This window comes from Anaerococcus martiniensis, from assembly GCF_043187485.1.
Lineage (GTDB): Bacteria > Bacillota > Clostridia > Tissierellales > Peptoniphilaceae > Anaerococcus > Anaerococcus martiniensis.
The window spans coordinates 1,154,152-1,173,758 of the sequence record NZ_CP171106.1 but is presented as its reverse complement, the minus strand read 5'-3'; the positions used below and the strand labels follow the sequence as shown (position 1 = coordinate 1,173,758).

16 protein-coding genes are annotated in these 19,607 nt (G+C 34.9%); 1 reads left to right on the top strand and 15 read right to left on the bottom strand.

Translation table 11 applies throughout. The annotated features are described in order from the left end of the window. Window positions 1-39: 39 nt before the first annotated feature. The 11 genes from ACF3NF_RS05840 to ACF3NF_RS05790 form a co-directional block, all read right to left on the bottom strand. Window positions 40-1,929 carry a hypothetical protein gene (locus ACF3NF_RS05840; protein WP_394022575.1) on the bottom strand — a complete coding sequence of 630 codons (1,890 nt, stop codon included), beginning with the start codon at window positions 1,927-1,929 and terminating at the stop codon, window positions 40-42. An 81-nt stretch (window positions 1,930-2,010) separates the two neighbouring features. Continuing rightward, window positions 2,011-3,159 (bottom strand): toxic anion resistance protein, encoded by a 1,149-nt coding sequence (locus ACF3NF_RS05835; protein ID WP_394022574.1) that lies wholly within the window; start codon window positions 3,157-3,159, stop codon window positions 2,011-2,013. A gap of 321 nt (window positions 3,160-3,480) precedes the next feature. After that, on the bottom strand, window positions 3,481-4,539 hold the full coding sequence (locus ACF3NF_RS05830; protein ID WP_394022573.1) for a hypothetical protein: 1,059 nt from the start codon (window positions 4,537-4,539) through the stop codon (window positions 3,481-3,483). Next, window positions 4,536-5,147, bottom strand: coding sequence for a 5-bromo-4-chloroindolyl phosphate hydrolysis family protein (locus tag ACF3NF_RS05825; RefSeq protein WP_394022572.1), 612 nt, complete (start codon window positions 5,145-5,147; stop codon window positions 4,536-4,538). Before ACF3NF_RS05825 ends, ACF3NF_RS05830 begins: the two co-directional genes overlap by 4 nt. Next, on the bottom strand, window positions 5,147-6,754 hold the full coding sequence (locus ACF3NF_RS05820; protein ID WP_394022571.1) for a substrate-binding and vWA domain-containing protein: 1,608 nt from the start codon (window positions 6,752-6,754) through the stop codon (window positions 5,147-5,149). The genes ACF3NF_RS05825 and ACF3NF_RS05820 overlap by 1 nt, the downstream gene beginning before the upstream one ends. A gap of 317 nt (window positions 6,755-7,071) precedes the next feature. Beyond that, the gene (locus tag ACF3NF_RS05815; protein ID WP_394022570.1) at window positions 7,072-7,905 is read right to left on the bottom strand and encodes an energy-coupling factor transporter transmembrane component T family protein; all 834 of its coding nucleotides are present in this window, start codon (window positions 7,903-7,905) and stop codon (window positions 7,072-7,074) included. Continuing rightward, window positions 7,902-9,608, bottom strand: a complete 1,707-nt coding sequence (locus ACF3NF_RS05810) for an ABC transporter ATP-binding protein (RefSeq protein ID WP_394022569.1) — start codon at window positions 9,606-9,608, stop codon at window positions 7,902-7,904. Before ACF3NF_RS05810 ends, ACF3NF_RS05815 begins: the two co-directional genes overlap by 4 nt. Before the next feature lies 1 nt (window position 9,609). Continuing rightward, window positions 9,610-10,161 carry an ECF-type riboflavin transporter substrate-binding protein gene (locus tag ACF3NF_RS05805; RefSeq protein WP_394022568.1) on the bottom strand — a complete coding sequence of 184 codons (552 nt, stop codon included), beginning with the start codon at window positions 10,159-10,161 and terminating at the stop codon, window positions 9,610-9,612. A gap of 8 nt (window positions 10,162-10,169) precedes the next feature. Continuing rightward, a complete protein-coding gene (locus tag ACF3NF_RS05800) occupies window positions 10,170-11,009 on the bottom strand; it encodes an SAM hydrolase/SAM-dependent halogenase family protein (protein ID WP_394022567.1) in 840 nt (279 codons plus the stop codon). A gap of 259 nt (window positions 11,010-11,268) precedes the next feature. Continuing rightward, a complete protein-coding gene (locus ACF3NF_RS05795) occupies window positions 11,269-12,042 on the bottom strand; it encodes a hypothetical protein (protein WP_394022566.1) in 774 nt (257 codons plus the stop codon). Next, the gene (locus ACF3NF_RS05790; RefSeq protein WP_394022565.1) at window positions 12,042-13,124 is read right to left on the bottom strand and encodes a hypothetical protein; all 1,083 of its coding nucleotides are present in this window, start codon (window positions 13,122-13,124) and stop codon (window positions 12,042-12,044) included. Before ACF3NF_RS05790 ends, ACF3NF_RS05795 begins: the two co-directional genes overlap by 1 nt. A 201-nt stretch (window positions 13,125-13,325) precedes the next feature. Between ACF3NF_RS05790 and ACF3NF_RS05785 the strand changes: the two genes are divergently transcribed. Next, window positions 13,326-14,237 (top strand): helix-turn-helix domain-containing protein, encoded by a 912-nt coding sequence (locus tag ACF3NF_RS05785; RefSeq protein ID WP_394022564.1) that lies wholly within the window; start codon window positions 13,326-13,328, stop codon window positions 14,235-14,237. Window positions 14,238-14,303: 66 nt separating this feature from the next. On the opposite strand, the gene ACF3NF_RS05780 is transcribed toward ACF3NF_RS05785, so the two are convergent. The 4 genes from ACF3NF_RS05780 to uvrA form a co-directional block, all read right to left on the bottom strand. Then, the gene (locus ACF3NF_RS05780; RefSeq protein WP_394022563.1) at window positions 14,304-15,476 is read right to left on the bottom strand and encodes an ABC transporter permease; all 1,173 of its coding nucleotides are present in this window, start codon (window positions 15,474-15,476) and stop codon (window positions 14,304-14,306) included. Further along, window positions 15,469-16,359: an ABC transporter ATP-binding protein gene (locus ACF3NF_RS05775; RefSeq protein ID WP_394022562.1), complete on the bottom strand. Its 891-nt coding sequence runs from the start codon at window positions 16,357-16,359 to the stop codon at window positions 15,469-15,471. Before ACF3NF_RS05775 ends, ACF3NF_RS05780 begins: the two co-directional genes overlap by 8 nt. Window positions 16,360-16,483: 124 nt before the next feature. Beyond that, complete coding sequence (locus tag ACF3NF_RS05770; protein WP_394022561.1) at window positions 16,484-16,768, bottom strand: hypothetical protein; 285 nt, start codon at window positions 16,766-16,768, stop codon at window positions 16,484-16,486. 9 nt (window positions 16,769-16,777) lie between these two features. Further along, the gene (uvrA, locus tag ACF3NF_RS05765) at window positions 16,778-19,606 is read right to left on the bottom strand and encodes an excinuclease ABC subunit UvrA (RefSeq protein WP_394022560.1); all 2,829 of its coding nucleotides are present in this window, start codon (window positions 19,604-19,606) and stop codon (window positions 16,778-16,780) included. Window position 19,607 lies beyond the last annotated feature (1 nt).

Here is a 19,607-nt window from a genome sequence, read left to right as displayed (position 1 = left end):
ACCCAGGCTTGTCCCGGGTGTTTTGGATATTTTATTTACCTATTTTAGTATAGCTTTTACAAATTCTAAATCTTCTAAGTATTTTGCAAGTGTTGGATATGCCTTGCTTGCGCTTTCTTTTGTAGCTGTATTTTCTACCTTACTTAGTGGGTCTAGGGTGATTGTTACTACTTTTTCAAGGTCTTTGTAGACATTTTCTGAGTAGCCTGGCACTACTTTTTTGAATTTTTCGCCTGACTCTTGATTTTGTTTTGAGCCATCAACATTTGCTAGAACTTTTTCGTTATTTTTTTCTAATTTTTCGATATTATCAAGTAAAGCTTTGATTTTAGCTAGTTCTTCTTCACTCTCTAAGGCTTGGTTTGCCTCTATTGATAGGTTTACTTGATCGATGATTTGACTAACTTTTTCGTTGTTTGTATCTACTTGTGTAAGTAGTTCGTAGGTGTCATCATCTATAGATTTGTTAAGATCCATTACTGTATTTACAGCGTATTTTCCATAAATTCTTTGCAATTCGTCTTGGATGGCTTGGTTTCTATCATCAATTTCTTTGATAAGGTCAGTGATATTTTTATCTTGGTCAACATATGTTTGCTTGTTTGCAAGTGTTACTATGGTTGGGTATTCCTTATCGATTTCTTTTAGAGTATTGATAATTTCTGTGTTTCTATCTTCAATGTCAATTCTTAGATTATCCACATCAATTTGGCTAATGTTTGTTGAACTATTGCTTGCATCATCTTTTAAGGATATGACCTTAACATCCTTTTGAGATGCTTGTTTGTTTGAATCTTGGACACTTTGAGCTTCTTGACTTTTATCAATTTTTCTCATCTGCTCAAGGATATGCTTATTTCTTTGCTCTATATCTTGAGCTAGAGATTGTGGATTTGTTTGGTCTGATGATTGCGTTTTTGCATTAGTTTCAATGTTTCCGCTTGATTTAGCTATATAATTATTATCTATAGTTCTAAGCTCATCTTTAATTTCTTTGTCATTTTCTTGGATTGTTTTGCTTAAATCATCTATTTGATTTTTTAAGTCAGTATTTTCTGCATCTCTTTTTAGCTCGACACCATTTAGAGAAAATGTATTATCCTCACTTGAAACATCAGATTGGAAAGATATTTTAACTAGTCCATTTGCTGGAAGGTTAAGATTTTGAATGTTTCCAAAGTCTAAGTCAATTGTATTTTCTTTTACAAAACCATCTTTAGCTGCCTTGAATGTTTCAATTGTGATTTTTCCTGGATTTTTTTGATTTTCGCTTAAGCTTAAATCATAATTTCTAATTATATCTTTATCTGTTGGATTTACTAAGAAATCTGACCATTCTATCTTTGTTTGATCAATAAATTTACCAGCTAAAGTTGAAGAAACTTCATTGATTTCTTCTTCTTTTAGAATGTCTTTGCCTTCTGTGTCTTTTGCTAGGGCTGAAGCCACTCTTTTTATAGTGCTTATACTATCATTTGCTAATATGTAATCAAAAACAAAATTATTTGTCTTGCCTTCTTTGATATTTGCTCTTAAGCTGATAGTTCTTGCATTTTTTAAATCAACAGTGATTTTTTTGCCGCCATCAAATCCTTCTGTTTTTACGGCTTGATTGCTGATATCTTCATCTTCAAGCACTTCTAGACTTTCAAGATTTGACCTATCTAGGATATAAAAAACTGCTTTTAAGTCTTCATCTTCTTTAGCATTTGTGATGTTTAATGTGTAATTTACAGTTTTTCCACTTTCATCTAGCTTGCTTGATAGTTCTGATTTGATGTCTTCTCTTACTTCATTATTAGTTTGTTCAATGGTTGTAGCTATTGTATTTTCAGTATTTGTGCCCTCTGCTGCTTTTGCTGTAGTTGGTAAAACTAATGCAAGCGCAAGGGCTAGGGATGTGTATTTTGTGATTGTTTTGCCTTTCATGAGTCCTCCAAATCTATTCTATTATATTAAATTATGGCGAAAATTTCAATATTTTAGTAGATTAACTCAATATATCTAAAATTATTCGCCTCTGGTGCCTGGTGCCAAGGTTTTCGCTAGCTCCTCTCTTAATTCGTTTTGGATGTCTATAAGTTCTTTTTCAGCTAGCTTTCTTTGGTTGGCAGCATCACGTTGGATTTGGACAGATTCATTGATGGTTGCAATAAGATTTTGATTTACTTCTTTGATAGTATCTACATCTATGGTTGATCTTTGGGCTTCTTTTTGGATTTCTACTGTTGAATTTCTAAGGTTTTCTGAGTTTCTGCGTAGTAGCTCATTTGTCGTATCAGAGACTTGTTTTTGCATATTTACTATCTCTTGTTGGCGGTTTAGGCCAAGGGCTATTACAACCTGTGACTTCCAAAGTGGGATAGTGTTGTTGACTGAATCAGTTATTTTGTCTACCAATAATTGGTCGTTGTTTTGGATAAGCTTAATTTGTGGGGCAGTTTGTAGGGCAACGGCCTTTGATGTTTTTAGGTCAAATATACGTTTTTCAAAACGGTTTACATTTTCTTCAAAGTCACGTACTACTTGCATGGCCATTGGCTCATCTGAACTTTCAGCATCTTTATATAGGGCTGGCAGGGTCTCACTTCTCATCTCTGCTACAGCTTCTTCACCTGCTATGATATATCTTTCAAGATCTTTAAAATAGTCAATATTTTGCTCGTAAAGCTTGTCAAAAACCCCGATGTCTTTTAAAAGCTCCATGCGGGCTGTTTCTAATTGGGCAGAAATCTTATCGATTTGTGTTTCCATATTTTGGTATCTAGCCAAGTATTTTTCAACTTGTTTTTTTGGCCCACCAAATAATTTGTCAATAAGTGATTTTTCGCCAAAGTTTTGGATATCGACATCATTTACCTTTACAAGTAGGTCAGTCATCAGCTCTCCCACTTCTCCCGCATCCTTACTTCTTACCTCAGATAAGATTTGCTCAGAGAATTGGGCAATGCCTTTTTGGGCATTTGTCCCATAAACTGATGATAGTTGGGAATTCCTAAGGTCGATTTGATTTTTAATCTGGTCAATCTTTGCCCTATCTTCTGGGCTAATTTTTTCAACTCTTTTTTCAGTTACTTCTGCAATTTCACTTTTATCAAGGCTAATGTCTGTAGCAGACCCCTTGTTGTCCATAAGGTTGTCTAGTGAATAATCTGGCATAATAATATCTCCTTATTATTGTATTGTCGTATTTTTAACTCTATTTTCTTTCAATATATGTTTTCATTGAACTCGGGGGATAGGGCATAGGGGTAGCGGAGACCCCTTATTCCCTTTCCCCCGGGCCCCCTAAACCCATTTCTACGAAAACACGTTTCTACGAAACTTCTTCACGCTCCCACGTTAAGTTTTCGGGATAAAAGTCCAAAATCAATGGACTTTTATCTCCCACCGCCACTGCGTGGGGCATTAGCAGAGTATAAATTCGCTTTGCGAATTCTTTTTAATAAACACAAAGGAATTAGAATTAAAATTTATTAATTATTTTATTGCTTCCATTAATTCTAACATCACATCTATATTTGGCATTTGCATTATTTTGGTTACTTGGTCTGCCATGCCGTTTACGTTAAATTCGTCTGGATTTTCTGTTCCTGATACTATGGTCCTAAATCCGTGGTCTTTCCATGCGAGTGTTTGGATTTCCTTATCCATTAGGGCGTTTAGTCCTACTTTTCCCTTATCAGTTAGGGCTATATATACGTGGGATGACCATACTGTTGGCTCTGGGTAGAGGATTATGATGTCATCTCTGATTTGCTCATACATATCAGGCTCTTGTTTGGAAAATTCTAATAATTGAGATTCGTAGCCTGCTATGATTGGAAATGATCCCACTCCTTGGCGGAGAAATTGGTTAAACATATCTATGGATGATGTTTGCATATATCCAATTTGATTGTAAATGCGGGTGATGTCCTCTTTTACATTGTCAATGCTTGCTGTTGTTACTGGTTTATTGTCGTTTAAGGCATTTGCCAAAAGACCTAGGAACATGTTTCCTGAGTTTGACTCATTTGGGTCTGTAGTATCAACTAGTATTGGCCCATAGAGTTGGGAAAGACCAATATCTGCCCAAGTTTTTTCATCTTTCATCAGACCTGCAAGTTTGGTCATATCGACAAAGTGGACTCCATTTTCTTCATGGACTACACCTTGGTCTATGAGGGCATCTACTACTATTTTTCTGGAATATAGGACTATGGGAGTGTTAAAGACTATCTCATTTTGCAAGTCCTTGCCACCATTTTTCCTAAATAGCTCTAAGGCTAGTTGGCTGGATGGCCACAAATAGTCCTTGTCACTGGTATCTACACTTGCCATGGCAAGGGATCCTTCTTTTCTGTAGTCCATGCTTAGACCATAAGATTTCTTGGCCCTTTGCTTAAAGTCTTCATTTTCTACCAAGGGGATTTTTTCCCCACCTATAAATCCACTTATGGATACATCATTTGGCGTCTGATTTTGATAGTACATATAGCCGCCTGCACCAACTATTACTAAAAGAAGTACTATAAGTCCCCATTTTTTCTCTTTCATTTAATATCTCCTCCTAGCTTGATAGTTTGCTCTAATAGGTCTGTTTCGACCTCAAGTTTGTTGATTTTGTCCTTGTGGTAGGCATCCCTTTGGCTGGCAAAAATTTTTATTAATAAATCAAGTGATTCCTTGGTTTTTTCCTTTATATCATTAAACTTATCAGCACTGACATTTGCCCTATCTAGGTCATTGTAATTATCCACTATTTCACGAGCTGTGCCTATATAATAGTCTAGGAAATGCCTTGATTTACTGATTTCTTTTGGATTGTTTTCTAGGTAAAATTCTATGTCATTGGTGATTTTTGCAAGTTCATTTGTCTTTGCTTTTATGCTGGTATCTTTTATGCTTGCTGCAGCCTCTGTCAATTTTTTCTGATCTATTTGAAGTTTTTGGTAAATTGCCTTAATTTCTTCGGCATTTTCCAAGGCCTCGATCTCTGTGTTGCCTATCATAAGCTTTGGTTTGCTTATCAAATATACACCTGTATAGACCCCAACAGCCAAGATTGCTGCTACCAAAAAGTACCATTTTGCACCTATTAGGAGGCCAAAAAAAGTTATTAGTGCTGCAAGAAGTGCCCTAAAGTCCCTTCTACTGTCATTCATTAATTGTATCCTTTTACATTTTGGAAGGCCTTGATCATATCTGACCTGCCGTCAAAAACTCTTGCCCTAGACATTTGGGCAATTTCTTCTAAGTCGCTTTCTTTTGCATCCCCAAACATGATTGAAAATATTGGCACGTCATAGTCTAAGTCTTGGTAGCTAGCCTTTAGATCTTCAAAGCCTGCTGGACCATTTGGCCTGCCGTCGGTTAATACTACTATGGCTGGACTATAATTAGCCAATTTATCCTTATTGTCTTTTAGTATATCTACTGCTTGGATAATAGCCTCATACATAAAGGTTGATGTTTGTGGCTGGTAGTTACTTTCAAGGTCTTCATACATTTTATTTAAATTATCTGCATTACCTTCTGCTGTAATTATCCCAAGCACCCTATCAGAAAATGGTATAAGGGCTGTGTAGTCCTTGCTGGTACCTAAAAGTAGGTTTGCCCTTGCATTTTCAGGAACCAAAACTTGGTTCATGGCTTCAAGCATTTGAGTATAGCCGTTATTGTCATGCATAGAACCAGAATAATCTAGGACATAGATGGTAAAGGCTGGTTTTTTAAACTCTGTTTGGTACATATTTAAGGCTTCCATGATGACATCAGCTTTAGGAAGTCTAACAGGACTTAGGGTCTTGTCCAAATCAATGCCCCAATCTGCTTTATAGACTCCTCTATTTGCCTCACGCACTGTACCAAAGGCTGATCTTTTACCTGTTTGCTCAATCTTGCTTTGGGCCTCATCGCTAAGTAAATAATTTTGGAATTTTTTAAAGGCCTCTTCTTTTTGGCTATCACCCTTGTCAACATAGGCTAATGGCGAATCAGAAATAGATAGGCCGTCAGTTGGATAAACTAGGTACAAGGGCTCCTTGCCCTCTTCTTCTAGCTTTTGGTTGGTTGCAATAATTAGTTGCTCATAGTTGACCATGGCATCATAATCACCATTTAAAAACAAGTCCACAAGCCAGTTTGATGATCCTGATGAACGCTCTACGCCTGATAAAAGTGAGGTGATTTGCTCTTTGAGGTTTTCATCTGCTAGGTCCTCGCTAGTAAGACCTTCTTTTTCTTTTGCTAGAGAATTTAGAAAACCAAGATAGGCACTAGCCCCAGAGTTTGATTGGGTAGCTGAAGTCATAGTAAATTTGAGTTTGCCTGACTTTATAGCATCGATAATCTCAGAAGTTTCTACATCCCTATCCACAAAACCAAGGTCTTGGGCTAAAGATTTTTTGATACCAAAAACAATTGGAGACTGGGAAGTGGTTTCTGCATATTTTAATACGTGGTTAGTATCTCCCAAATTTAGCCAAATAGAGGAAGCTGGCCAAACTGCATCATATGTAATATCTTCTGTGCCAATCAGCCTCATAATATCAAGAGATCCCAGATAGTCAATCTCAATATTTTTCTTATTTGCCTTTGCATATTCCTCAATAATAGGTTCAAGTTCCTTATTTTCTGAACCTGCTACTATGCGAAGAGGCTCCCCACTGGTATAGGAGCTTTGAAAATCAGCATTGCTAGTAGTTTCAGAAGTTCCTCCACAAGAGGTCAAAATAATAAGTGATAAGAGAATAGTGAATATTTTTTTCATAAGAGTTCTCCTTTAGTCTTTCTATTACAATTATACCTAATATTTGAACTTTTAATCGACAAAATTAAGGTATTTTACATACTTTTAACAAAAATTTAAGGGAATCTTTGATTTATGAAAAAATAAATAGAGATTTTAATAGAAATATTAGGTTTTTAAAAAAGATAAACTAAAAATATGTTTAAGATAAAATTACAAAAAAATGCGACGTAAACCGCCGCAGATAGGTAAAATTATTTGTTTGTAGGCTAGACCAGTGCGATTTAGAATATGTGCTAAGTCTTTGAAATACTGGTAAATATTATATTGATTCATCATTAATGGACAAAGGGATTATAAAACCTACCTCCATTAACAAAGAATAAATATATGCCAAGTATTGTAATCAAAGCAGAAATCACAATAGCAAATATATCTATTTTTCTAAAGGGCCTATATGAGTACCAAGTTCTTGTGTTTTCTTTGCCAAAACGTCTAAGTTCCATGGCTTGGCTAATGGTTTCTATACGGTTTAGGCTATCAAAAATTAGGGGCCAGACTATATTTGAAGATGATTTTATCCTCTCTACTAGACTTGCTTTTTTGCTCATCTCTATACCCCTAGCTTGGCTGGCTAATTTTATGTCATTGTATGATTCTTGGATATCTGGGATATACCTTAGGGCTAGGGCAACTGCATAGCTTACCTTGTAGGATACTCCGACTTTATTTAGGCTTGATGCAAATTCACTAGGGCTTGTTGTAAAAATGAATATTAATGCAAGCGGTATGGTTGAAAAATATTTTATAGCAACATTTAGTTCATAAAAAAGCTGCTCTTTTGTTAGAGAATACCTGCCCCAGCCTTGCCTAATAACAGTCCTGCTATTATATAAGTTTACACCGTATTCTGGCTCAAAAATATAGATTGCAAGTAGGTTTAGGATTGCAAAAACTAGGACAAACTTGACCACAAAACTAACCGCATTCCAGGGAATTTCAGCTAGTCTAAATAAAATTAGAGAAAAGATTGTTACAAAAAGTAAAAATCTTGTATCGTAGCTTGTCATAACTATGATTGAAAGCATGAGAAAACAAATCAGCTTTGTAGTTCCAGATAGCCTATGAATGATAGTGTCATTTTCTATGTATCCTAGGATTTTATCATTCATAGCCCGCTCCTTTCGTAGCTAATAAATTTCTCTATAAATTCTTCTGGGTCATAGTCAATGCTTCTAGCAAGTTTTGAAAGTGAAGTTTCTGCTAGCGAAGCATGATTTAAGAGATTTACATTGGAAAATAAGGCTTTGGGACTGGTATCTGCTAAGAGTGTTCCATCTGCAAAGACCAATGTCCTTTGGGTATACTCTTGGATTAGGTGCATATCATGGGAAATCATTAAGATTGTAAGCTTATATTCCTGGTTTAGTTTTTGAATAAATTCCATTATTTCTGTATAGTGCCTGTAATCTTGACCAGCTGTTGGCTCATCTAGGATGATTACTTGTGGGTTTAATATTAAAATTGATGCAATGGTTACCCTTCGTTTTTGACCATAGGAAAGGGCTGATATAGGCCAATTTCTAAAGGGATAAAGACCACAAATTTTTAGTATTTTTTCGCATTCTTCTTCGATTTTCTCATCACTTGCCCCACGAAGTTTTAAACCAAAGCCCACTTCTTCTTTGACATTTGTCTTTGAAATCATAGCGTTTGGATTTTGCAAAACGTAACCTATATTTTCTGCAATTTCTTTTATGGAGAGATTTATAGTATCTATATTATTTAAGATAATCTGCCCAGATGTTGGCCTTAAAAATCCACATAGTAGCTTGGCAAGGCTTGATTTGCCTGCTCCATTTGGACCGACTATGCTCACCACTTCGCCTTGGTTGATTGTAAAATTAACATTATCAAGGATTTGATTGTTTTTTTCATAGGCAAAGGATAGCTTATCTACTCTAAGAATCTCATTATTTTCTCTAAGTTCCTTTGATATTTCAATCTTATCCGCCCAGTTTTTTACCAAGACTAGTTGATCTTGATTTAGATCTGTATTTTCAAAGGATCCTAAATTTTTTATTTTGGATAAGTCTAGACCTGCATATTGCAAGGCATTGATATAAAGGGGTTTTCTAACACCGATTTTTTCTAAAATATCAGATTTTAAAATTTCTGAAGGACTAGTATCCATCAAAATTTGCCCCTCATCTACTACCATTATACGGTCTGGGTTTAAGTTTAGGGCTTCTTCAAGCCTATGTTCAATGACGATAATTGTATAATTATACTTTTGGTTTAGCTGATCAATTAGCTTCATTGTAGCCATGCCACTTGCTGGATCTAGGTTTGCCAATGGCTCATCTAGCAGCAATATTGGAGTATCTGAAACCAAAACCCCAGCTAGTGACACACGTTGTTTCTGCCCGCCAGATATTTGATTGGGTTTGTGGGTCAAAAGATTTGAAATCTCAAGTCTATCTGCCCATTTTGATACAGTTGATTTCATCAAATCTTGGCTAACATTGTCATTTTCTAGAGAAAAGGCAATATCCTCTGCAACAGTCAGCCCCACAAATTGCCCGTCTGTATCTTGCAAAACTGTTCCAACTAAAAGAGAGATATCAAAAATGGTGGAATTTTCGATATCTTTATCTAGTATGCTCACTTTGCCAGTGATCTCCCCATCAAAAGTATTTGGTATTTGGCTATTTATGGCCTTGGCTAGGGTGGATTTGCCAGACCCACTTGGACCAATAATAACAATTTTTTCGCCCTTTTTAGCTTCAAAATTAATATTTTTTAAGGTTGACTCTTGCTGGGTTTTGTATTTAAATGTAAAGTTTTCAAATTTGATTTGTGTATTATTTTCCAATTTAATCTCTTCTTAAAGAATTTTCTGCTGTTTGTGTTTTTGTGTAGGCGATGATTAAAAGTGTTCCTAGGATTGCTACAGCTAGTGAATTTGTTAGGGCTGCTACGATTCCTTGAACAAAAACTTTATTTGCTGGTTCTGAATAAATAAGGATGTCTAGGACTGGCGCTACTACTGCCCAAGCAAGAATGTTTGTTAATAATTGTCCTATATTAAATCTTATAATGTCAGATTTTTCAAAAATGCCGTTGCTAATATTTATTTTTTTTGCAGCTAAGCCATATCCAAATCCAGTGATGCCAGATGAGATAACCCAGCTAATCCAAAGACCATAAGTCAATAAGTCCTTTACTCCGTGTCCTATAAGTCCTATTAGTCCACCTACTACTGGGCCAAAAAGTGCACTCATTAGTGCTAAAAATGGATATGTTGTTTCAAGAGAAGTGTTTGGTATCCCAATTGGTATGGATAGGAAACGTCCTAGGATAAAAAATACTGCAGCTCCTATGCCTACTGCTACGATTTTTGTGGTGGTAGATTGATTTTTATTCATTATTACTCCTAATTAATCTTTTCTACTTCAATGGTCCAGCTAGACCCAGTGCCAATTTGATAAGTTTCTGAGAAATTGCTTTGATTAATTGCAATTCCTAAGTTTATAAGGGAGTTTATATAAGCTACAACTTCACCTTGTTTTACATCTGAGAAGCTGTGTCCGTATATGATTTGATTTTCATATTTTTTTGTATCATCGTGATAGATTTTGATCTTTATCGCATCACCAGTATTGAATCCATTTTCCTCAAGCATTTCTTGGGGGATATTTGTCCACAGTGAACCAAAGCGAATATCTAGTATATCAACCGTTCCATGGATTGTGCCATTTTCTACATAGGCCTCTTTAATTTCTAAAGTTTCTATATTATCTACATTAAAATCTTCGAGTGTTTCATAATATGCCTTGTCTGATGCAATCTTTGCTCCATTGTATGAATATACATCACGTCCGTGGAAGGTGTGACTTTTTTCAGAAAAAGGTAGGCGATTATTTTTTTCATCAATTATTTTTGCAGACTCTATGCCAATGTATTTTTTAATGTGTGAAAGTGTACCGTTATCAGGTGTGATAACAAAATGACCAGTAGCAGTTTTTACAGCAATACTTTTTCTTTCAGAGCCAACACCAGGATCGACAACTGATACAAAAACAGTATTTTCCGGCCAATATCTAATAGTTTGGATAAGTCTATAGGATGCTTCAAAGATATTATATGGTTTGATGTCATGGGTTAGGTCATCTACTTTTATGCTTGGATCGACAATATTAGCAACCCCGTGCATAGCAGAAACTGCCCCATCAGCTAAACCAAAATCGGATTGAATAACTAATAATTTGCTCATAAATACTCCTTAATTTATATATGTATATTATAACTTCTAATTAATTATTTTCCACATGACATAATTTATCTAAGCTCTACTTATATATAGAAAGATTCAGCAATTCTTCCCGATATTTATATAAATTTGTAATTGCCAATAGGAATTTGGGGAAAGGTCTGGGAGTCTCGCCTTTTCGATATCTCAAATATGCGGACTCAATTAATGTAAAATATCAACTTTAGGCCAATAAAAATAGAGAGAATGAATCTCCCTATTTCTAAAGCTGCTTTGCCCTCATATATCTCATTGGACAGTACATGGCCCATGTTGTATTTTGTAGTAGGTCCGCCCCAAATACTATCTTTACATCACCCTCATTAAGATTTGGGTTTAGGCTAGCACTAGGCAGGCTTATTCTATCATCGTCTATTTTAAAGGTTAATTTTGTTTCATAACTTAGTTTTTCATTGCCAAGGCCTAGCATTTCAATAGTGCTTGCTGCATCCTTATCCTTCAATATCTTATCAAAAATATCTTGGCTAACTGTTGTGATTGGTTTTGAAGTATCTATGCCTGCAAGGATTTTTTCACCTTCAAATTCTACATATATTATAGGCAAATTATCAGATTCCTTGCTAGAATTTTCCCTAAAATCATCCACTTGGACCTGAAAGTCATTGGTTTTTAAATCTCCTCTAAAGCACAGTTGAGAAATGATATTCCAACCTAGGATAAAATCTGCTGGATATTTGTTGCCTGTTGGGTCTTCTGGCAGGTCAAAGGAATCATCATTTGCTACAATGATTGGTGCAGACCCTATTTCAAGACCTCCAAGGCGAAGATTTACCCTAGCCCTTCTCCAGCCACGTTTTTCATCAATTGGCTTACTATCTATATAAGTAATGTCAATCTTATCTGCAATTGATTTTTTTAAAAGACTGTTGCCTTTGGTGTCAAACATTGCTGTTACAGGCTCGCCCCCAACTGACGCATTTAATAATATGAAGTTCAAGTATTTTTTTTCTGACAATTCTACCTGTGTAAAATTCATTATTGCTCCTTTTTATTTATAATCTTAATTAGTTTTATAGTATCCTCATCTGTATGAAATATATAATCTGTCTCATTTTCTGCATTAAATACAAATTTCACCAGATTATTTTCTATTTTTCCATCAATTTTTAGCCTACCCGGGTTTTGGTTTTTCTTATCCATTTTCTTTAGCTCATCTAAGCTTGCACCCACATAAAGGTTACCCACGGATATGTCAGAGCTATTGTCTGACTTTATGCTAATTATTTGCCCATCTTTGGGAGAAATTGCATTTTCACCAGTATTTTTTATTTCAAAATCCAGTCCGTAAACTTTTGTATGATCTTCTATATCATTAAGAAGTGGCGAGTAAATCTTTGTTGTGACTACTTGTACTGGGTCAAGTTTTTCCAAATCCTGGTCAATATTTATATCAGACCCTAATAATTGCTCCAAGTCCCTTATAGTCAAGGGAAAGCTAACATTTTGGCCAAATATTACAAATTCCCCATTTTTATAAGCCTCATCTCTCATAAATTTTTTAGAAAATATTGCAGCTGAGCTTAGTTTATCATCCTTGAAATAAAGGGAAACATAATTTTTTTCTGTATAATAATTTATAGTTTTTTCATAATTCATAGTGGCCTCAGCTGTGCGGATATCCTTTAGGGATTTACTGGCCTTTTGGTAGGAATCTCCCCATTTTAAACCGCCTATGGAAAAATCTTGATTTTTGCCATTGTTATTATTTATATAAAGCTCGATTATCTTCCCATTTTTTATATCAATTGGATTTGTACTTGTATTTTTAAATGTTGCTCCAAGATCAATGGTGCTACTTTTTAAATTTGCCATTTGCTGGCCACTTTTGCTCATTTTTTGGTAGGTAAATTCTTCTTCATTAAGTTTTATACCATTTTGCTCAAAGTCTTGATAATCTGCTGGCAAAGAAAAAGACTGACCATCTAGGAAAAATTTATCAAAATCATTTTTACTAATCTCTAAGGGGGCTAAAGTTTTCGCTTCTTTTGCTGGTTCATTATTTTTTTGCCCGCAAGAAGACATAAAAATCATCATTAAAATATAAAAAAACTTCCTCATCTTTAACCCTCCTTTTTCTTATTATACAATATTTTTAAAAAAATTACCTTTGGGATATAAATATATTAATATAATAATTTTCTTAAAAAATCGCTATTTTACGCCAATGCAACCAGCAGTTGACAAATTTCAAAAGCCAATTGCTGGTATGTAAAAACAATTTTTAATAAAATGATGGTAGAAAAAATAAAGGAGGATCTTATGATACTAGCTGATAAGATTATAAGTTTGAGAAAAAAAGAAGGAATGACTCAAGAAGATTTGGCTAGCCAAGTTGGTGTTAGCCGCCAGTCAGTTTCAAAGTGGGAAAGTACTATGGCCATGCCAGATTTGGATAAGATAATGAAATTATCTAAAATTTTTGGGGTGAGTACAGATTTCCTTCTAAATGATGATTTGGGTATGGAACAAATAATAGTTGATCAAAGAGTTGAAGAAGTAGGTAAGACTATAGATTTGGATTTTCTAAATGAATATCTTGCTGCGTACGAAAAAATCGCAAAAATAATTACTCTAGCAACTGTCCTTGTTGTTACAGGACCTGTCGTATTTAGCCTTATAACAAAATTTAATCAAAATTTGGCCATAGTTGCCCTTTTAGGCATAGTTGCTATAGCTGTTGGCATCTTTATAAACACTGGCTTTATAGCAAGCAAATATGAATTTATAGAAAAAGAACCATACAATTTCTCCTACGGTGTTGAAGGGATTATAAAAAAAACCTTAGATGACTATCAACCAATTCTAAAAAGAAACATAATGATTTCCATAGCAATATTTATCCTATCACCAGCAATGTTTGTTTTGATGGATAATACAAGTTTTGATAATGACATAGTAGTATATTTATTCTTAATCCTAACTGCCCTAGCAGCAGGGCTTATAGCTTATACAATGATAAAATATTCTTCATATAGGGATATTTTAAAGTACAGGGATCCAAAAGTTCAGAAAAAAGAAGGTATATTAGGAAAGGCATCTGGCATACTTTGGGTGCTTACAGTTTGTATCTACCTAGCATACAGCTTTATGACAAACAATTGGTACAACAGCTGGATAATCTTTATTGTAGCAACCTTTATCCAAGTTGTAATAGCTATGTTATTTGACTAAATAAATCAAAAAAAGGACGAGCCTAGGCTCGTCTTTTTCCTTGTTTAAGTTTCAATAACTTTCCACTTATTTTTTGAATCTTCTAGCAAACCAATTATCAGTAGAATAATTTAGTATATTTCTCTTATATACTTTTTCTCCAAATCTATATACTAAGAATATTGTTACTATCAGAATAGCAATTGATATAAGCCCTTGACTTAATCCAGCATAGCCATTTAAAAGTCTAAGTGGCATAAAGAATGTTGATGCTAGTGGTATATAGCTTAGGACTTGTGTTAGCATTATATCCCCTCTTTTTTGGAGACTCATAGCTAGGAAAAATAATATAATTGTAACAAAAATTAAAGGTGTTCCCATCTTACCAGCATCTTCTACTTTTGTCGCAAATGATCCAAGCATACCAGCTATAACTAAGAATATAAATATACCTAGTAAAAATAAGGCTACAATCTCAGCAATAATACCATAAGAAGAACTTGTAAGGGTAAAGGATAGGTCTAACCCATCAAGCAGTCCCCTAGATTTAACTATGAAATATCCTATCAATCCAAATATCACATAGGTTATGATTTGTACAAACACAGCTATGAAGTTACCTAACATTTTCCCTGCAAAATAATCACCAGGTCTAACAGAGGAGAAAATAAATTCTATCATCTTTGTACCTTTTTCTGTAGCAATATCAGATAGAACTAGGTTAACAAAGCTCATTAGAACCATATACATTAAAAATATTAAGACAAAATATATTAGCTGACCAATCATCTTGTTGTCTGTTTTTTCATCTTCAATCTTGTTAATGATAGGAGTTTTGGCCAATATTTCTTCTTGGTCTTGATCTAAACTAGCATTTTTTGCATTTAATTGACTTTGAATTGTATTCAATGACTCTTGGAAAGTAAGGGTTTTTACCATATCTAAGTCTGAATCATTAAGATCAGCAACTATCTGCCCATTTTCTTCGCTAATTTTTGCATAGGATGTCACATCCTTAGAGTCTATTAGGCTATCCAGCTGATCTTCATCGATAAATTTATAATCTTCTTCATTGAAATATGGTTTTAGTTCTTCCGTTACAATCAATGCCATTGGGTTATCATCAGAATTTCCTGCAAAATAACCCCCTAGACCACCAATAATACCAAAAACAATAGGTAGGAGAATCATAGCCCAAAAAGCACCTGATTTTAGGTGAGTTTTTAGGGTTTCTAGCATTACAATTTTTACTCTATTCATGACTTTCCACCACCTTTGCAAAGATTTCGTTTAAGCTAGGAGCAGCTTGGCTAAATTGGGATACAAAACCGATATTTTGGTTTATAGCCTGGTATATTTCCTTACTATCTTCAGGTTCATTTAGATAAATATGCCAGAAATCTCCATCTTTAGTATAAGATTTCACTTTTCCATCGATTAGTGGAAGTAAATCTTTATCAGTTTCTACAATAACTTTCTCCCTTGGGAAGGTATTTCTAATCTCTGTTGGTGTACCATTTAGGACTATTTGTCCATTTTTAATCATAACCAGCTTATTGCAAAGTGCTTCCACATTTTCCATATTGTGGGATGAAAATAAAATTGTCATGCCCATTTGATTTAATTCTTTAATTATGTCTTCTAAAAGTCTAATGTTGTAAGGATCTAGGCCAGAAAGTGGCTCATCTAGGATAACAAATTCTGGTTTATAGATAACTGCTGCTAGTAGTTGGACTTTTTGCTGGTTACCTTTTGATAGGGATTTGATTTTGTCAGTTAGTTTTCCCTTAATTTCAAACCTATCAAACCATCTATTAAGCTCATCACTAGGTATTTTGTCCATTTGGTTGAGTTTTGCAAAGTATCTGATTTCTTCTTCGATAGTTTTTTTAGGTGATAGGGATCTTTCTTCTGGCAAAAATCCAATTTTTTCTAGAGGAACATCCTTTATAGGCCTACCTTCATATGTAATAGATCCAGTGTAGTCATCAAAAAAGTTCATTATACACCTAAACAGTGTAGACTTACCTGCACCATTTTGGCCAATTACACCAAATACATCTCCTTTTTCAACCTTAAATGACACATTATCTAGTGCCTTAAGGCTGCCAAAGGATTTTGATACATTATTAATTTCTATCATAAGCATTCCTTTCTATTTTCTCCAATAAAGATTATATCACATTTAAAAATAATTTGTTATAAATTAAAATAATTAACTTTAGAATGAATAAAAAAAAACTGGTACAAGTATGTACCAGCTTTAATTATTCTAAATCTAAATCTGAATAGTCACCTGCTAGGAGTTTGTCAATGTCTTTTACTCCCATTTCGTGAAGCAGGTCTTCAATTTCCGCATTGTTTGATTCTATATCAGTAATTAGATTTTCTAATTCATCATCATTCATATCATTTGTTGTGATATTTTCTTCTCCAGGAATTTTGCCTGGTAGGTCGATTACAAAGTCATCCCCATTACCAGTTGAAAAACTAACTGGTCTGCCGTTTTTATTTGTATCTACCTTGTTATCTCTTTTATCTTCTAAACTCATTTTTTGCTCCTAATTTTTATTTTCACTTAAAATTTTCTTTAAATACTTACCGGTATAGGACTTTTTGTTCTTGGCTATCTCTTCTGGAGTACCGCAGCCTACTAACCTACCTCCTCCATCTCCACCTTCTGGACCAAGGTCTATTAGATAATCAGAAACTTTTATAACATCTAGGTTGTGCTCAATTACAACTACTGTGTTATTTTGATCGACTAGTCTATTCAAAACATCGATTAGTTTGTGAACATCAGCCATGTGCAGTCCCGTTGTTGGCTCATCTAGGATATAAAGTGTTTGTCCAGTGCCAACTTTTGCAAGTTCTGTGGCAAGTTTTACCCTTTGGGCCTCCCCACCAGATAACTCTGTGGATGGTTGGCCAATTTTTATATATCCAAGCCCTACATCATATAAGGTTTGAAGTTTTCTGACAATTGGAGCATGATTTGCAAAAAATTCTATGCCTTCCTCAACCGTCATATCCAAAACTTCTGATATATCCTTACCCTTATATTTTACCTCTAGTGTTTCCCTATTGTAGCGTTTGCCATGGCAAACTTCACAAGGTACATAAACATCAGGTAGGAACATCATATCAACTTTGATTGTACCATCACCCTTACAGGCCTCACAACGACCACCCTTTACATTAAAGGAAAATCTTCCCTTTGTGTAGCCTTTCATTTTTGCTTCATTTGTCATTGCAAAAACATCACGGATATTGTCAAAAACTTTTGTATAGGTAGCCGGATTTGAACGAGGTGTACGGCCTATTGGCGATTGGTCAATGGCTATTACCTTATCAATTTGATCAAGACCTAGTACTTCATCGTGCTTTCCTGGGCGGACCTTAGTCTTATTTAACTTTTTGGTTACTGATTTGTATAATATTTCATTTATCAAGGAGGACTTACCAGATCCAGATACCCCTGTCACAGATGTAAGGACACCTATTGGGATTTTGACATCAATACCCTTTAGGTTATTTTCAGAAGCTCCCTTAATTTCTATAAATTTTTCGCTAGTTCTGCGCTTATCTGGGATTGGGATAAATTTTCTGCCTGATAGATAGTCTCCAGTTATTGATTTTTTTGATTTTATAATATCTTTTACAGATCCTTTTGCTACAACCTCACCACCATGAACACCCGCTTTAGGTCCTATATCAACTATAAAGTCGGCCTCACGGATGGTATCTTCATCGTGTTCTACAACTATTAATGTATTTCCAATATCTGTTAGATTTCTTAGGGATGTTATCAATTTGTCATTGTCCCTTTGGTGAAGTCCTATTGATGGTTCGTCAAGAACATAGCAAACTCCAACTAAACCTGATCCGATTTGAGTCGCTAGCCTTATCCTTTGACTTTCTCCACCAGATAAGGTTGATGCAGAACGGCTTAGGGTTAGATATCCAAGACCTACATCGTATAAAAACTTAAGGCGGGATTCTATTTCTCTTATTATAAGCTCTGCAATATTTGCTTTCATTTCTGATAATTCTAGGTTTTTAAAGAATTTTACAGAATTTTCTACTGATAATTTTGTAAGGTCAGATATATTAGTTTCATCAATCTTGATTGATAAAACTTCTGGTTTTAGCCTATCTCCATGGCAGGTTTTACACTCTTCCTCTCCCATAAATTCTCTAAATCTTTTTCTTTGGGTTTCAGAATTTGTTCTCTCATACCTGTCTGCAAGATTTGTAACCGCTCCTTCAAATTTGCCCTTATATCTTTTTCTTCCTGAAAATCTAGAGTCAAAAACAAAAGATAGGTCATATTTTGTACCATAAAGTATATCGTTGATCATTTCTTTTGGTGCATTTTTAAGTGGCTCATCATAGGAAAAATCATAGTGGTCTGCTATGGCGCGGATTGTTTGATAATAGTAAGAATCCTTAGCAGATCCACTATAAGCATCTACTGCATCTTGGTTGATAGATAGGTTTAAGTCTGGAATTACTAGTTCTGGGTCAATTTGTAGGTGAAAACCAAGTCCATTACAATCTGGACACATACCTAGAGGTGCGTTAAATGAAAACATATTTGGTGTAATTTCAGGAAGTGAAACGTGGCCATCTGGACAAGCAAGTTTACTACTTAGCATAAAAGATTCACCGTCAATTACATCTATTAAAATAATCCCATCCGCTAGGCCTAGGGCGGTTTCTAGGGAATCAGTTAACCTTGATTCTATACCTTCTTTTATAACAATCCTATCTACTATAATTGAAATATCGTGCTTTTTAGTTTTGGAAAGTTCTATATCTTCTTCCAAATCGTGACGCTCTCCATCTATAACTACCCTTACAAACCCTTGTTTTTGGATGTTTTCTAGGGCTTTTTTGTGTTGACCTTTTTTGCCGCGTATCATTGGGGCAAGGATTTGGATTCTTGTTTTTTCAGGTAATTCTAGGATTTTATCCACCATTTGGTCGATTGATTGGGCCTCGATTTTTTTGCCACATACTGGGCAATATGCATCCCCTATTCTTGCATATAAGAGCCTATAATAATCATAAATCTCAGTAACTGTTGCTACTGTAGATCTAGGGTTTCTGTTTGTAGTTTTTTGGTCAATAGATATAGAAGGAGAAAGTCCCTCTATGCTATCCACATCTGGTTTGTCGACATTGCCCAAAAATTGTCTGGCATATGATGATAGACTTTCTACATAGCGCCTTTGCCCTTCTGCATAAATAGTGTCAAAGGCTAAAGTGGACTTTCCTGATCCGGAAAGCCCTGTAAAAACTATCATTTCATCACGTGGCAGGGTGATGTCGACATTTTTTAAATTGTTGGTGCGGGCACCTTTTATAACTATGTCGTGTTCAGTCAAA